Origin of the sequence: Paractinoplanes rhizophilus (genome assembly GCF_042664765.1) — a bacterium.
In the GTDB taxonomy this organism is placed as follows: Bacteria; Actinomycetota; Actinomycetes; order Mycobacteriales; family Micromonosporaceae; genus Actinoplanes; species Actinoplanes rhizophilus.
Genome location: NZ_JBHTBJ010000015.1, coordinates 105,524 through 119,841, shown reverse-complemented (window position 1 = coordinate 119,841; position 14,318 = coordinate 105,524). Strand labels below are relative to the sequence as shown.

The following is a 14,318-nucleotide window of genomic DNA, read 5'->3' as shown; positions in this document are numbered from 1 at the left end:
CCTCGATGGCAACTAGCGCTGGACCGAATGAATTCGCTCGTCGGCGGCGGCCGTCGGCTCGAGCTCCGCGAACCAGCGCAGCACCTGTCCCGGGGTGAGGTCGTAACCGGTGGCCCGCGCGCCCGCCCAGTTGATCCCGACGAGCAGGTTGTCGTGCTCGAGGCCCACCATCCAGTCCCCGAGCCACTCCTCGATCGGGATCGGCACCACTTCGAATCCGCCGTAGGCCGTGACGTGCTTGACGACCAGCTGGGCACGGGTGGGCTTCGACCAGAACGGCACCGCGCGCCGGCCCTCGTCGTCGGCGGGCGCGGGGAATCCGTTCGCGTCCCGGATCGCGAAGACCTGGCCCTCCTGCGTCACCTCCCGGCGGAACGCCGCCTTGTGGGCGCCGCTGAGCGACATGCCGTCTCCCTTCTGGCGTACGCCTTCCATCGTGGCCGAGCGGCGCGCGACGCGATGCGTATTCGGCGCCGTACGGGTCGCCCCGCCGGCCACTCGCCAACATCATCTTTTCGGCCGAGCCGCGACTACACATTTTGTACAAGAAATAGTAGATAAGTCCGAAACGCGCCGGAAAGGCGGGCCTAGGCGACGGATTGCCCATAGTGTCCGTTTTGCCAGTCGCGAGTCCCTGCGGCCGGTCTCGGAACAGCCTCCCGGAGGAACGAATGAACAACACTCGGCGTATCGGAGCGATGGTCGCCCTGGCGACCGCCACCGTCGGCATGGCCGCCGCGACCACCGCCGCGCCCGCCGCGGCCGCCGCCCGTGGCCCGCGGCCGGTCTCCAGCGTGCTGGGCGCGGTGCGCGCCCACACCGCCAGCTGGGTCAACATCAACTGGCGTACGGACCGGCGGATCTGCGACGTTCAGGTCCGAGTCGTCGGCGGCCGTGACGTCGACATCGACTACCGGGGCCGGCGCGACTACGCGACCTTCCTCCGTGGCGACACTCTCCGCCCGGGGCGCGTCGACGCCACCCCCATCCGGGTGCGGGCCGACCTCGACCGGGGCGGCATCGCCCGGCTCCGCGCGATCATCTCGTACGACGACTGCGGCTTCAGGGCCCGCACCGAGCGCCGCTTCTTCTCGCTCGCGCTCCCGGTCCTCCGCAACCCGGGCTGGCCGGGCCACGGCCAGGGCCACGGCAACGACCACGGCCAGGGTCAGGGCCACGGCAACGACCACGGGAACGGCAACGGGCACGGGAACGGCAACGGGCACGGGGGCGGCAACGGGCACGGGAACGGGCACGGCGGGGGCAACGGGCACGGCAAGCGCTGATCGCGTTCTCGCCGCGGGCCCGGCGAGAACCGGGTAAATCGGCGGAATCGGCCCGTACGCCGCGGTACGGCCGCTAACGTCGGGGGAGTCGCCGGCGCTATCGGGTCGCGCGACGCGGGCGGGCGAAGGTGGTCCGCTGCTGTTCGTACCCGGCGGACCTCGTTCGCCGAACATATAAAAGGGATGCGCCCGGCCGGCTGGGGGGCAGTGTCGGCCGGGCGCAGGTCCTCGCATCGACGTGCAAGGCGTCGATGGAAACAAAGCTAATGATTTGGTGTATCGCGGGCTACGGGAGAGCGGGCGACCCGGGTGGTGCCGTCCGGAGTGGACGTGCGGCGGGCCGGTGGCGGGGGATGGGCCGTTCGGTTGATCTTTGTTGCCGGTGGGGAAATGGATCCGGTCACAGCCAGCCCGCGCGCTTGAACCGCCAGTAAAGGCCGGCGCACACCAGCGCCATCAGGCCGACCACGCCGTGAAAGCCGTAGTGCGCGTTCAGGAACGGCATCCAGGCGAAGTTCATCCCGTAGACCCCGGCGATGACCGTGGGGACGGCGGCGATCGCGGCCCAGGCGGCGATCATGCGCATGTCGTTGTTCTGCCCCATCGAGACCTGGGCCAGGCGCGCCTGCAGGATCGAGTTGAGCAGGTCGTCGAAGCCGGCCACCCGGTCGACGGCCCGGGCCAGCCGGCCGCGCACGTCGACGAAGTAGGGTCGCAGGCCGGCCGGCAGCCCGGACTGCCCGAGGACCATGTCGAGCGGCTCCTGCAGCGGCAGCACGGCCCGCTTGAACTCCACCATCTCGCGCTTCAGCTGATAGAAGTGGGCGATCTCGGGGGAGACGTGCGCCGAGAAGGTCTCCTCCTCGAGGCGCTCCAGGTCACGCTCGACCGCCGCCGCGACGCCGAGGTACTCGTCGACCATGCGGCTGCCGATCGCGTACGCCACCGCCCACGGTCCCAGCCGCAGCACCGGCTGGCGTTTCTCCAGGTCGCGCCGCACGTGCCAGAGGGCGCCGGCCGCGCCGTGCCGGATGCTGATCACGAACCACGCGCCGATCAGCACCGTGACGTCGCCGGTGTCGACGACCTCCGACGTGGCGGTGAGCTCCTCGTGTTCGACGTAGCGGGCGGTGCGCAGCACGAGCCGGGTCACGTCGCCGATGGTCTCCAGCGCCGGCCGGTGACCGCCCTCGATCGCCTGCTCGACGATCAGCTCGTGCAGGTCGAAGGCCTCGGCAATCGAGCGCATGGTGGCCCGGTCGGGCTCGTGCAGACCCAGCCAGACGTACGTGCCGCGGCGTCGCCGGGCGGCCCGGGCCGCCTCCGTGTAGTGCACGGCGCCGGGCCGCCGCACGCCGGCCGCGTAGATCGCGCAGTCGACGACGGCGCCGGGGTTGTGCCCGCCTTGCCGCGGGATCGTCGCCGCGGGGCGCGGCGCGAGACCCTCGATGAGCCGCCCGAGCGCCCGTGGAAGGCGCTCCGAGACGGGCGCGGTCCCGCGCCTGCGCAACCCGAACATCCGTCGACCCCTGTCCGCCCCTGAACGTTGCCGGACCGACGGTAGCGGTCAGGCGGAACGTCGCATCGCGCGCACGCCGACGACCAGTCCGAGTGTGGCGACGATCGCGGCCGCGGCGAGGCCGGCCACCGTGGTCCATGCCCAGATGTCGCCGGTGAACAGCGCCCGCTCGGCGTCCACCACGTACCGCAGCGGGTTCCACGCGGCGAGCGCGCGCAGCCACCCGGGCCCGCCGTCCAGCGGTAGCAGCACGCCCGCCAGCAGCAGGATCGGGAAGAGCAGCGTCTGCTGCACGGTCCAGAACAGCCACTCCTGGTGCTTCGAGGCGAGCGCCAGGGTGTAGGAGAGCGCGCCGATGCCGACGCAGAAGCCGGCCAGGACGACCAGGCCGATCAGCGCGCCGCCGACGTCGAGCCGATAGCCGAACGGCAGGCAGACGACCACGATCAGCGCGGCCTGCGCGATCATCGGGACGATCTCCTTGAGCGCCCGGCCGATCAGCAGGGCCGGGCGGCGCAGCGGGGTGACCAGCATCCGCTCGTGCGAGCCGGTCTGGATCTCGAACAGCAGGTTGGACCCGGTCATCGACGCCGCGAACAGGCACGACATCACGACGATGCCGGGCACGAACCAGCGCAGCGAGTCGGAGCCGGGCAGCAGCGGCGCGAACAGCGCCAGGAACACCAGCGGCTGCACCATCGAGATGATGATCGTGAACGGGTTGCGCAGGGTCGGCCGCAGCTCGCGGCTGAACACCACGGCGGTGTCGGTGAGCATGTCAGACCTCCACGAGCTCTCGGGTGGACTCCTCTTCCCGGCCCGCGCCGCCTTCGCGCAGGCTGCGGCCGGTGAGCTGCAAGAACACGTCGTCGAGCGTCGGCCGGGTGACCTCGACCGACGCCGCCGGCAGGCCGGCGGAGCGCAGATCCTCGAGCATCCCGGGCACCTGCCGCGGCCCACCCTGAGTGCGGATCTTCACTTCTTTCCCGTACGCGTTGAGCTCGCGCCCCCGCAGGACGCCGGCCGCCCGCGCGGCCTCGTGCTCGGAGTCGAACCCGAAGAGGATGGTGTCGCCGACGTGCTCGGCCTTGAGCCGGGCCGGCGAGTCGTCGGCGATGACCCGCCCATGGTCGATGACGATCACCCGCTCGGCCATCGAGTCGGCCTCGTCGAGGTAGTGGGTGGTCAGCACGATCGTGGTGCCGTGCTCGGCGCGCAGCCGCAGGATGTGCTCCTGCAGGTTGGCGCGGTTCTGCGGGTCGAGCCCGGTCGACGGCTCGTCGAGGAAGAGCAGGTCGGGCGCGTGGATCAGGCCCATCGCGATGTCCAGCCGCCGCCGTTGCCCGCCGGAGAGGGTCGCCACTGTCCGGTCGGCCACCTCGGCCAGCCCGAGCGACTCGATCAGCTCGGTGGCGCGCTGCCGGGCGGCGCGCACGCTCATCCCGTACGCCCGGCCCTGACTTGTCAGTTCGTCGCGCCCGCGCTGGCTGTGCCCGGCGCCGTTGCCCTGCCCGATGTAGCCGATCCGCTGCCGCACCTGCCGCTGCTGCCGGACCACGTCGAAGCCGGCCACGCTCGCGGTGCCGGAGGTGGGCGGGATCAGCGTGGTCAGCATCCGCAGCGTGGTCGACTTGCCGGCCCCGTTCGGGCCGAGCAGCGCCACGAGCTCGCCCCGCGCCACCGTGAGATCGATGCCGTCGACGGCCCGCACGTCCTTGAAGTGCTTGGTCAGTCCTCGTGTCTCCATCATGTTTTCGACGCTAGGGTGCGTTGCGGACAGTTCCTGACCTCAATACGGCGGAGTCTGGATTCATGGCGAACACGAGTGCTCGGATGCTGCGGCTGCTCTCCCTGCTCCAGACGCATCGCTACTGGCCCGGCGCGGAGCTGGCCGACCGCCTCGAGGTCAGCCCGCGCACGCTCCGCCGCGACGTCGACCGCCTGCGCGACCTCGGCTACCCGGTCGACGCCAACCGGGGCGCCGCCGGCGGTTACCAGTTGCAGGCCGGCGCCGCCGTGCCGCCGCTGCTGCTCGACGACGACGAGGCCGTGGCCATCGCCGTCGGCCTGCGCACCGCCGCGGCCGGCGCGGTCGCCGGTTTCGAGGAGACCTCGGTGCGCGCCCTCGCCAAGGTCATCCAGCTCCTCCCGCCGCGGCTGCGCAAGCGCATCGACGCCCTGCGCGCCGTGACCGCCCCCGGTGCCTTCGGCGGCGGCCCGGCCCTCGACGCCACGGCGCTGACCACCGTCGCCCTCGCCTGCCGCGGCGAGGAGCGCCTCCGGTTCGCCTACGCCCCGCGCGAGGGCGACACCTCCGATCGCCACGTGGAGCCGCACCGCCTGGTCTCCCTGGGCCGCCGGTGGTACCTGATCGCCTGGGACCTCGACCGCGCCGACTGGCGCAGCTTCCGCCTGGACCGCCTCTCCGGCCCGGCCGCCACCGGCGCCCGCTTCCGCCCGCGCGAGATCCCCGGCGGCGACCCGGTCGCCTGGCTCCGCTCCCGGATCGCCGCCATCCCCACCCGCCACGAGGTCTCGGTCGTCCTGCAGGTCGCACCGGACCGGGTGCGGGCCGTGGTCGGCCACTGGGGCACGGTCGAGCCCGTCGACGGCGACGGCTCGTGCCGGCTGCGGATGAACGTGGACGACCTCTCCTGGCCGGTCTGGGTGCTCGGCACGATGGGCGCCCCCTTCACGATCGAGTCCCCACCCGAGCTCCGCGACCGCGTCCGAGCCACCGGCGAGACCCTGCTGCGCGGCGCCGCCTGACGGGTGGACGGATCGGCGCCCCCGTGGCGCCGATCCGCGAGGAGAAAGCTATCGGCGCCCACCGACATTTTTCGCCCGCTTATAAGACAGCGCTTAGATAAGAATTGCTGGATATGCGCGGTGGCCGCAGAATGGACGCCGTGATCACGCCTCCCCGCTCGGTGGCCGACCTGCTGGCCCGGCCCGTACCTCCGAAATTCCTCTTCTTCTGGAGTCATCGACCGCAGCGCGACGGCAGCATCGGCGCCGGCTGCCTCAGCCAGTGGTGGCCGGTCGAGTTCACCGTGGACGGCGTCCTCTTCCGCTCCGCCGAGCACTACATGATGTGGCGCAAGGCCCGCCTCTTCGGCGACCACGAGATGGCCGAGCGCATCGTCGCCACCACCGACCCGCGCGATGCCAAGGCCCTCGGCCGTGAGATCAGGGGCTTCGACGGCGAGACCTGGGCCGAGCACCGTTTCGAGATCGTCACCGACGCGAGCCGGCACAAGTTCGGCCAGCACGACGACCTGCGCGCCTGGCTCGTCGGCACCGGCGACCGGGTGCTGGTCGAGGCCAGCCCGACCGACCGCGTGTGGGGCATCGGCCTGGCCGCCGCCGACGAGCGGGCCGCCGACCCCGCGCGGTGGCGCGGCCTCAACCTGCTCGGCTTCGCCCTGATGCGTGCCCGCCACGAATGGCAGAGTGAGCACTCATGACGATCATCGGGGCCATCTCGCTGCCGCAGAACCCGCCCGAGGACTTGCGGGCCATCGCCCGCGCCGCCGACGAGGCGGGCCTCGAGGAGCTGTGGCTGTGGGAGGACTGCTTCCTCGCCGGCGGCGTCTCGGCCGCCGCGGCCGCGCTGGCCTGGACCGAGCGGCTCAAGGTCGGCATCGGCATCATGCCGCTGCCGTTCCGCAACGTCGCGCTGGCCGCCATGGAGATCGCGACCTTGAGCCGCCTTTCCGGCGGCCGCGCCCGGCCGGGCATCGGCCACGGCGTGCAGGAGTGGATGGGCCAGGTGGGCAATCGCGCGGCGTCGCCGCTCACCCTCCTCCGGGAGTACGCGACCGCGCTGCGCGCCCTGCTCAACGGCGAAGAGGTCACCACCAAGGGCCGCTACGTCAACCTCGATGCCGTCCGGCTCGACTGGCCGCCCACCGCCGTCCCGCCCCTGTACGTGGGCTCCACCGGCCCCAAGACCCTGGCGCTCGGTGGCCAGGTCGGCGACGGCACGATCCTCACCGGCGGCACCTCGCCGGCCGGTGTCGTCGCGGCCCTCGGCCACATCCACGCCGACGCTGTGCCGGACCGAGAGCACGAACTGGTCGTCTTCGTCCCCGCCGCGTTCGGTCCCGGCGCCGCCGACCGCCTGCGCGCGCAGCAGCACCGGGAAGGCGCCGACCACCCCGGCGTCTCCGGCGCCCCCGAGGAGATGGCGGCCGGCCTGCGCGAGTTCGTCGCCGCGGGCGCCACCAGCCTGATCCTCCAGCCGACGCCCGACGACCCGGACCCGGTGGCGTTCGTCCGCTCGGTCGCGCGGGAGATCCGTCCGTTGATCGACTGATCGGCGACATCGGTCACGACCCACCCTTACCGGCCGGTACCCTTCGGTAATCTCGCGCGGGAAGGCCAGCTTGGTCATCTCCACTCGGCGCGGGAAGGGAACCAGCAGTGACGCGGTACGTGGCGATCGGGGACAGCTTCACGGAGGGCCTCGGCGACACGTTGCCGGACGGGTCACAGCGTGGCTGGGCCGACCTTGTCGCCGCCGGCTTGGCGGCGGCGGAGAAACAGACCATCCAGTACGCCAACCTGGCCATCCGCGGCCGCCTGCTCGAACCCATCGTCACCGAACAGCTGGAAGCGGCCCTGGCGCTGGATCCGCTGCCGACGCTGCTGTCGCTGAACGGCGGCGGCAACGACATGATGCGTCCCGGCAGTGACATGTCGAGCCTGGTCGGGCTCACCGAGCGGGCGCTGCGCCGGTGCGCCGACGCCGGCGTACGCGTGCTGCTGCTCAGCGGCGCCGACCCGTCCGACCGGCTGCCGTTCGGCGCCATGATGCGCCGCCGCGGCGAGATGCTCACCGAGTCCATCCGGCCGTTCGCCGACCGCTTCGACCTCACCTTCGTCGACGTCTTCCACGACACCGAGATCCGCCGGGCCGGCTACTGGTCGCCGGACCGGCTGCACCTCAACGCGGCCGGCCACCGCCGGGTCGCCGGCCTGGTGCTGACCGCGCTGGGCCACCCGACCGAGGCGCACGTGATCGACCCGGGACCCGAGGAGCCGCGCCGGGTGCTGGCCGAGGCCCGCTACTACCGCGAGCACGTCCTGCCGTGGATCAACCGCCGCCTCCGCGGCCGGTCCTCCGGCGACGCCCGCACCGGCAAATACCGCACCTGGGTGCCGATCCCGACCGCCTAAGGGACCAGCGGTCGGATCCGTACGTGGTCGTCGTGCCAGACGTCGCCGACCAGGAAGCGCTTGACCCCGACCACCTCGAAGCCCTGCTTCGCGTAGAACTTCGCGGCGCGCACGTTCCGCTGGTTGACCCCGAGCCAGCAGAACTTCGCCCCGGTCCTGGCCGCCTCGGCCAGCGTGTCCGCCATCAGCGTGGCCGCCACGCCCGACCCGTGCCGGTCCGGCGCCAGGTAGAACTTGCTCAGCTCGATGCTCGTCGCCGAGTCGACCACCGCGGCCACGTCCGGGTCGGCGATCGGGCCCCCGACCAGCATCGAGTAACCCAGCGCCACCCCGTCCTCCTCGGCGATCAGCAGGATCCGGCCCGGATCGGCCAGGTACTGCCGGAAGGCCTCCCGCGACAGGTGCCGGGCGATGAACGCGTCGATATCGGCCTGGAGCGTCCCCGGCGGGCAGGCCAGCCCGAACGTACGAGCCGCGAGGTCGTGCAGCAGGCCGGTATCGGAAAGATCGGCGCGACGGGTCGTGATCGACATGGAAAGACAGTTTAAGGTTTCTCGCGTGCAGGCACTCACCAGGCAACTCGGCGATGTCATCCCCCTTCCGGTCTCGGTGCGGCCCGATCCGGCCGCCAACTTCCGCGTCCCCTCCGATCTGTCCGTGAGCGCCTCCCCGGAGGCGGCGGACATCGCCGAGCAGCTGGCCGAGCTGCTGCGGCGCGCCACCGGCCGGCCCGTCCCGATCGGGAGCGGCGGCTCGTTCCGGGTCCTCCTCGAGGGCGCCGACCGGAACGGCAAGCCTCCCGAGGCGTACGGATTGGAAATCACGCCGGAAAGCGTGACCCTCCGCGCGCCGAGCAACCAAGGTCTCTTCGCGGCGTTGCAAACGCTGCGGCAGCTCCTGCCGGAGCGGCCGGCCGGCGAGATCGTCCTGCCCGGCGGGCGGATCGACGACGAGCCCCGCTTCGCCTATCGCGGCACCATGCTCGACATCGCCCGGCACTTCTTCGGCCCGGCCGAGATCAAGTCGCACATCGACGCGATCGCCCAACTCAAGATCAACCATCTGCATCTGCACCTCACCGACGACCAGGGCTGGCGTCTCGAGATCCCCGGCCGGCCGCGCCTGACCGAGATCGGCGGCGGCCCCGGCACCGGCGTCGACGGCGCCGGGCCGGGCTTCCTCACCGCCGCCGAGTACGCCGACCTGGTCGCCTACGCGGCCGCTCGGTACGTCACGATCGTCCCCGAGATCGACATGCCCGGGCACGTGAACGCCGCGCAGGTCGCCTACCCCGAGCTCACCGCCGACGGGCAACCGGTGCCGCCGCGCACCGACGCCGAGGTCGGTTACAGCTCGCTGGCGGCCGGCAAGGAGGAGACGTACGCGTTCGTCGAGGACGTCGTCCGCGCGGTCGCCGCCCTCACGCCCGGCCCCTACCTGCACATCGGCGGCGACGAGGCGTTCTCGACGCCGCCTGAGGACTACCGCGTCTTCCTGCGCCGGGTGCTGCCGTTGGCCGGCAAGTACGGCAAGCGGGCGATCGGCTGGCACGAGATCGCCGCCGTCGAGCTCCCGCCGACCGCGATCCCGCAGTACTGGCGGATCGAGCCGGCCGACGACGGCGTGGCCCGCGCCGCGGCCGCCGGCCACCAGGTGATCATGTCGCCGGCCGACCGCAGCTACCTCGACATGAAGTACGACAAGGACACCCCGCTCGGCCTCGACTGGGCCGGCCTGGTCGGCGTCGAGCGCTGCTACGACTGGGATCCGGCCGACCGGCTGCCCGGCGTCGGCGAGGAGTCCCTGCTCGGCGTCGAGGCGCCGCTCTGGTCCGAGACCGTGCGCTCGCTCGCCGACGTGCAGTTCCTGGTGTTCCCGCGGCTCGCCGCGATCGCCGAGGTCGGCTGGACCCCGCGCGCCGACCGCGAGTGGCGCTCCTTCCGCCGCCGGCTCGGCGGGTACGGCCCGCGCTGGACCGCCCAGGGCATCAACTACTACCGATCCGCGGAGATCGACTGGGCCTAGGCCCTGTTTCGTAACCCGGCCAAGTGCGAGGCGAGGTCCAGGGGTCGGCTGGCGTCGCCCGCAGGGCGGTCGCATCCCGGTGTTGGATGTGGCCGTTCTGCGGGTGCCGTCAGCCGACCCCTGGGCCACGCCGCAGCCCTGGTCGGGTTACGAAACAGGGCCTAGCTCTCACACCACCACGATCCGGGGGCCGCTGCGCACCCGGGCCGGAATCCGCGCGAGATCAATGGTCAGATCCTGCGGCGGCAGGTAGTACTCGAGCCGGGCCAGCCGCTGCGCGAGCGTGCCGAGCACCGCGATGGTGATCTGCTCGCCCGGGCAGCGGTGCCCGGTGCGCGGGTCGCCGCCGCCCTGCGGGATCAGCTCGAACTCGCCGATCGGCCGCCGCCGGAATCGCTCGGGCCGGAACTCGTACGGCTCCGGCCACACCCGCGGATCGTGGTGCTGGCCGTAGACGTCGAGCAGGACCAGCGCCCCGCGGGGGATGTCGACCCGCTGGAAGCGCAGGTCGCGCCGGGCCCGGCCGGCGAGGAACGGGGTGAACGGATAGAACCGGCGCACCTCGTGGGTGAACGCGGCCGTGTACTCGTCGGACTCGGCGATCTTCGTACGCATCTGCGGCCATCGCTCGAGGGCGTGTGCCGCGAAGGCGGCGAGCCAGGTCACCGCGGTCGCCGGGCGGAGGATGTTGAGCAGTTCGACCGCCGCGGTGCGGGCGTCCAGCGGGTCGCCGCCGGCCGGATGATGGGCGATCGCCGACACCGCGGTCGGCGCCGGATCTTGCCGGCGCACCTCCCCGATCAGCTCGGTCAGCCGGTGCTCACGCCGCCGTCGCGCCAGCCGGGCCCAGAGGTGGCGGGGGCCGGCCGTCGCGAACCCGTCGACCATGGCGACGAGATCCAAGGCCAGGTCGGTCCGGTCACGCTCATTTTCCGGTACGCCGCACCAGCGGCTCACCGCGTCGCTGATGACCAGGGCCGTCTCGTCGAACAGGGATATCTCCCCGGCGCCCCGCCAGCGGTCGGCCGCCTCGTCGAACGCCACGCCGACGAGCTTGGCCAGCGTCTCGACCCCGTCGCCCATCAGCAGCGCGACGAACAGCGCCTTGCGCGCCTCGTGCTCGGGCCCGTCGAGCGTCTGCACCGCGCCCCGGCCGAACAGCGTGTCGATCACCGGGCCCGGGATCGCCGTGTGGCGTTCGAGGTGGCCGGCGTCGTAGAAGAACTTGGCCGCGGTCGGCCCGCCGATCGCGACCGCCGGCTTGCCGAGCAGACGCATCGTCACCGGCTGTCCGTGGCTGCGCCGCCGCAGGTCGGGCAGCCAGGCGTAACCCTTGATCGGGATGGCGAAGGTCTGATCGAGCCGATCCATGGCCATCCGTATTCCCTCCCGTGACTGCCCGACACCGCCGCAACAAGACTTCCTTAATTCTCGCCGCCGCCGGACTCGGCGTCTGGGTTTTCTGTCGGTGCCCCGCTCTAGGCTGTGCCCGTCGTGTTCCCCTCGGGTACGGAGGTTCGGGTGCGCCACGGCAACCGCGCTGCGCTCTCCGCCGCCGGCTTCGCCGGCTTCCTGCTGATCGCCTGGTTCCAGGTGATCGCGGCGCTGCTCGCCGTCGCGCTGGTGCTGTCGGTGCTGCCCGGCTCGGCCGCCGTCCGAGTGGCGGTCCCGCTGGTGATCGCCACCGCCGGCCTCCTCTGGTGGGCCACCGTCCGGGCCCTCCGCCTGCCCCGCCCGGCTCCGGCCGGCGTGCCGGTGACCAGGGCGGACGCTCCGGCCCTGTGGCAGGTGATCGACGCCGCCGCGGCCGCGGCCGGTGCGCGCCCGCCCGACGCGGTGACCGTGGTCGCCGGCGCCTTCGTCACGCTCGCCGAGCGGGTGCGGCTGACCGGCTTGGTCGGCGGCCGGCGCGAGCTTTTCCTCGGCCTGCCGCTGCTGCTGGCGTGGGATCAGCCGCGTCTGCGCGCCGCCGTGGCGCACGAGCTCGCCCACGGCACCCGCCGGCTGGGCCGCTTCGCCCCGATGGCGTACCGCGGCCGGGTCGCGCTGGCGCGCATCGTGCCGCGCATCCCGCGGCGCAGCCCGGCCGGCCCGGTGCTGCGCGCCTACGCGGCGTGGTATCGCCGGATCGACGCGCCCTTCGCCCGCGAGCAGGAGCTGGCCGCCGACCGGGTCGCGGCCGAGTTCGGCGGTGGGCGGCCCGCCGCCGAGGTGCTGCGCGACGGCCCCGCGCTCGAGGGCATGCAGCAGCTGTTCCACGCCGAGTACCTCAGCCCTGGCTGGCAGGCCGGCCACGTGCCCGACGACGTGTTCGGTGGCTTCCTGCGGGTGCTGGCCGCCCGTCCCGACGACATGGCGCTGCTGCGCGCCCGCACGCCCGAGCCGCCGGGGGAGTGGGATCCCCATCCGCCGTTCGCCGATCGCATCGCCGCACTGGTGGCGCTGACCGACGAGGGCCCCGAGGTCGCGGTCCGGCCGGCCGCCGCCGATCTGGTGCCCGACCTGCCGGCCCTCGGCCGCGCGCTGCAGGCGGTGGCGTTCCCGCCGGCCGGGCGCACGGTGCTGTCCTGGGACGAGTTCTTCGACGCGGCCCGCGCCGGCGAGATGGAACGCGAGGCCGACGCGTCGCTGCGGGCGATCTCCCGGGTCGCCGGCTCGCCGGTCACGGGCGCGGCCGACGTGCTGGAGCTGGCCGCCGACGGCCGCCTCCGCAAGATCGCCGAGACGGTCTTCGACGACCGCCCCGCCGACGAGGTGGCCGGCCGCATCGTCGACCTGATCGCGCTGCTGCTGGCGCTGGCCGCGCTGCACGGCGGGGTGGCCCGCTGGCGGCACAGCTGGACGGGCACGGCCGAGCTGGTCGCGATCGACGGCTCCCATCTCGACCTGGTCGGCCCGGCCGAGCTCGCCGCCGACCCCGCCACGGTCGGCGCGGCCCGCGAGCGCCTGGCCGCCATGGGTATCGACCTCGCCACCGCCGGCCCCGCCGCCGCGGGCCGCCCCACGGCCCGCGTGCCGGTCGTCGGCGGAGTGGTAAACGTGCTGGTCGACGGCGTGCGCACCGACGTGCTGGTGGTCGAGACCGGGCTGTTTCTGCTGCCCGGCCTGCCCCGCTCCCGCGCCGGCGAGGCCAAACGCCGCCTGACCCGCCTGGCCGCCGACGGCGTCCTGGCCGACGGCACCCCGGCCGCCGCGAAAGCCCCCGCCCTCGATCCGGCAGCCCTCGGTCCCGCCCCTGGTCCCGCAGCCGTTCCCGCCTCCGATCTCGTTACCGGTTCCGGCGTCCTCGCGTCCCTCGACGGGAGCCGGTTCATTCCGTTCGCGGATATGGCGGGCGCGTCGGCGAGCCGCAACGGGCGGCGATCGTGGGCGATGAGGCTGAGCGACGGCGGCACGCTGAGCGTCCGGACGGCCCTCGACTCGGACGAGCTTCCCGGCGGCTGGACGGCCCTCGACGACGCGGTGTCCTTCCTCACCAGCACGCGCTGACCCCGGCCGCCCCGGGCGTATTTCGCAGCGTGGTCGCGGACGCCCCGAACCGGGCGTCCACGCACACTGCGCGGAAACGGGCATGACCCACCGTGAACTTCCTGGCCTGCGGATCCGTGACCGGAAGCAGGTGCGTCTCATCCGCGACGAATGAGCTAGCGCCTGATCACCTTGGGTCACAATAGCCTCAGTGGTTGTTCGCTTGGCGTTTTCCGAAATGGGTAGTGCAGTGCGGGGACGCGGTCGGATGATCGGGTTATACGGGGGAGGTCACTCATGCATCGAGGGCCTGCGGCGCTGTTCGGGGCGATCGTCGCGGTCGGGCTCGGTCCGGCCATGTGGCTGGGGGTGCGGCTCGGGGCGGTCGAGGTCGCGCCGGCGGGTCCGCCGGCGGTCGTCGGCGAGCGCACGGCCGGCCCGGAGCAGCTGGTCGGCGGCTCGGGCGCCGGCGACAGCCCGCTCGACGGCGACCAGACCGCCGGCGCCACGCCGCGCGGCAAGGTCCTGCGGCTGACCGCCTCGACGTCCCCCACGCCGTCCGCAACCACTACGACCTCGCCGACGCCCGCCACCCCGTCCGGGTCGCCGAGCGCTTCCCCGGCGCCGAGCGACACCGGCAGCCCGTCCACCCCGCCCACCGAGTCGACGACCGGCCCCGCCACCCCGCCGACCGGCGACCCCACCGATCCGACCCAGCCGCCCGACCCGCCCACCGAGACCAGCACCGCCGCCCCGACCGACCCGGACAACCTCCAGCCCGGCACCGGAGGCATCGCCGCCGGCGGCCCGATCGGCAACCACCCGGGCGCCTGAGGCAT

At 73.0% G+C, this 14,318-nt stretch carries 14 protein-coding genes; 8 read left to right on the top strand and 6 right to left on the bottom strand.

The window, feature by feature from the left end; all coding sequences use genetic code 11:
- Positions 1–12: 12 nt before the first annotated feature.
- Complete coding sequence (locus ACFQS1_RS21465) at positions 13–405, bottom strand: DUF2750 domain-containing protein (protein WP_378971052.1); 393 nt, start codon at positions 403–405, stop codon at positions 13–15.
- Between the two features lie 266 nt (positions 406–671).
- Between ACFQS1_RS21465 and ACFQS1_RS21460 the strand changes: the two genes are divergently transcribed.
- Positions 672–1,286: a hypothetical protein gene (locus ACFQS1_RS21460; RefSeq protein ID WP_378971050.1), complete on the top strand. Its 615-nt coding sequence runs from the start codon at positions 672–674 to the stop codon at positions 1,284–1,286.
- A 400-nt stretch (positions 1,287–1,686) separates the two neighbouring features.
- On the opposite strand, the gene ACFQS1_RS21455 is transcribed toward ACFQS1_RS21460, so the two are convergent.
- From ACFQS1_RS21455 to ACFQS1_RS21445, 3 genes are read right to left on the bottom strand one after another with little or no spacing between them, the layout of a single operon-like run.
- Positions 1,687–2,805 carry a magnesium and cobalt transport protein CorA gene (locus ACFQS1_RS21455; RefSeq protein WP_378971048.1) on the bottom strand — a complete coding sequence of 373 codons (1,119 nt, stop codon included), beginning with the start codon at positions 2,803–2,805 and terminating at the stop codon, positions 1,687–1,689.
- Positions 2,806–2,853: 48 nt separating this feature from the next.
- Entirely contained in the window at positions 2,854–3,582 is a 729-nt protein-coding gene (locus ACFQS1_RS21450) for an ABC transporter permease (RefSeq protein WP_378971046.1), read from the bottom strand.
- 1 nt (position 3,583) lies between these two features.
- A complete protein-coding gene (locus ACFQS1_RS21445) occupies positions 3,584–4,555 on the bottom strand; it encodes an ABC transporter ATP-binding protein (RefSeq protein WP_378971044.1) in 972 nt (323 codons plus the stop codon).
- Between the two features lie 62 nt (positions 4,556–4,617).
- Here ACFQS1_RS21445 and ACFQS1_RS21440 point away from each other — a divergent pair, with 62 nt between their 5' ends.
- From ACFQS1_RS21440 to ACFQS1_RS21425, 4 genes are all read left to right on the top strand, one after another.
- Positions 4,618–5,574: a helix-turn-helix transcriptional regulator gene (locus tag ACFQS1_RS21440; protein ID WP_378971042.1), complete on the top strand. Its 957-nt coding sequence runs from the start codon at positions 4,618–4,620 to the stop codon at positions 5,572–5,574.
- A gap of 131 nt (positions 5,575–5,705) precedes the next feature.
- A complete protein-coding gene (locus tag ACFQS1_RS21435; RefSeq protein ID WP_378971040.1) occupies positions 5,706–6,272 on the top strand; it encodes an NADAR family protein in 567 nt (188 codons plus the stop codon).
- Positions 6,269–7,123 (top strand): LLM class flavin-dependent oxidoreductase, encoded by an 855-nt coding sequence (locus tag ACFQS1_RS21430; protein ID WP_378971038.1) that lies wholly within the window; start codon positions 6,269–6,271, stop codon positions 7,121–7,123. The genes ACFQS1_RS21435 and ACFQS1_RS21430 overlap by 4 nt, the downstream gene beginning before the upstream one ends.
- A 107-nt stretch (positions 7,124–7,230) precedes the next feature.
- Positions 7,231–7,986: an SGNH/GDSL hydrolase family protein gene (locus ACFQS1_RS21425; RefSeq protein WP_378971036.1), complete on the top strand. Its 756-nt coding sequence runs from the start codon at positions 7,231–7,233 to the stop codon at positions 7,984–7,986.
- Here ACFQS1_RS21425 and ACFQS1_RS21420 read toward each other — a convergent pair.
- A complete protein-coding gene (locus ACFQS1_RS21420; protein ID WP_378971034.1) occupies positions 7,983–8,519 on the bottom strand; it encodes a GNAT family N-acetyltransferase in 537 nt (178 codons plus the stop codon). The genes ACFQS1_RS21425 and ACFQS1_RS21420 overlap by 4 nt on opposite strands.
- A 25-nt stretch (positions 8,520–8,544) precedes the next feature.
- On the opposite strand from ACFQS1_RS21420, the gene ACFQS1_RS21415 reads away from it, so the two are divergent.
- On the top strand, positions 8,545–10,011 hold the full coding sequence (locus ACFQS1_RS21415; protein ID WP_378971032.1) for a beta-N-acetylhexosaminidase: 1,467 nt from the start codon (positions 8,545–8,547) through the stop codon (positions 10,009–10,011).
- Positions 10,012–10,179: 168 nt separating this feature from the next.
- Here ACFQS1_RS21415 and ACFQS1_RS21410 read toward each other — a convergent pair whose 3' ends face one another.
- Positions 10,180–11,388: a cytochrome P450 gene (locus ACFQS1_RS21410; protein ID WP_378971030.1), complete on the bottom strand. Its 1,209-nt coding sequence runs from the start codon at positions 11,386–11,388 to the stop codon at positions 10,180–10,182.
- Positions 11,389–11,532: 144 nt separating this feature from the next.
- Here ACFQS1_RS21410 and ACFQS1_RS21405 point away from each other — a divergent pair, with 144 nt between their 5' ends.
- Both ACFQS1_RS21405 and ACFQS1_RS21400 read left to right on the top strand, forming a co-directional pair.
- Positions 11,533–13,500 (top strand): M48 family metalloprotease, encoded by a 1,968-nt coding sequence (locus tag ACFQS1_RS21405; RefSeq protein ID WP_378971028.1) that lies wholly within the window; start codon positions 11,533–11,535, stop codon positions 13,498–13,500.
- A 276-nt stretch (positions 13,501–13,776) separates the two neighbouring features.
- Entirely contained in the window at positions 13,777–14,313 is a 537-nt protein-coding gene (locus ACFQS1_RS21400; protein WP_378971026.1) for a hypothetical protein, read from the top strand.
- Positions 14,314–14,318: the final 5 nt, after the last annotated feature.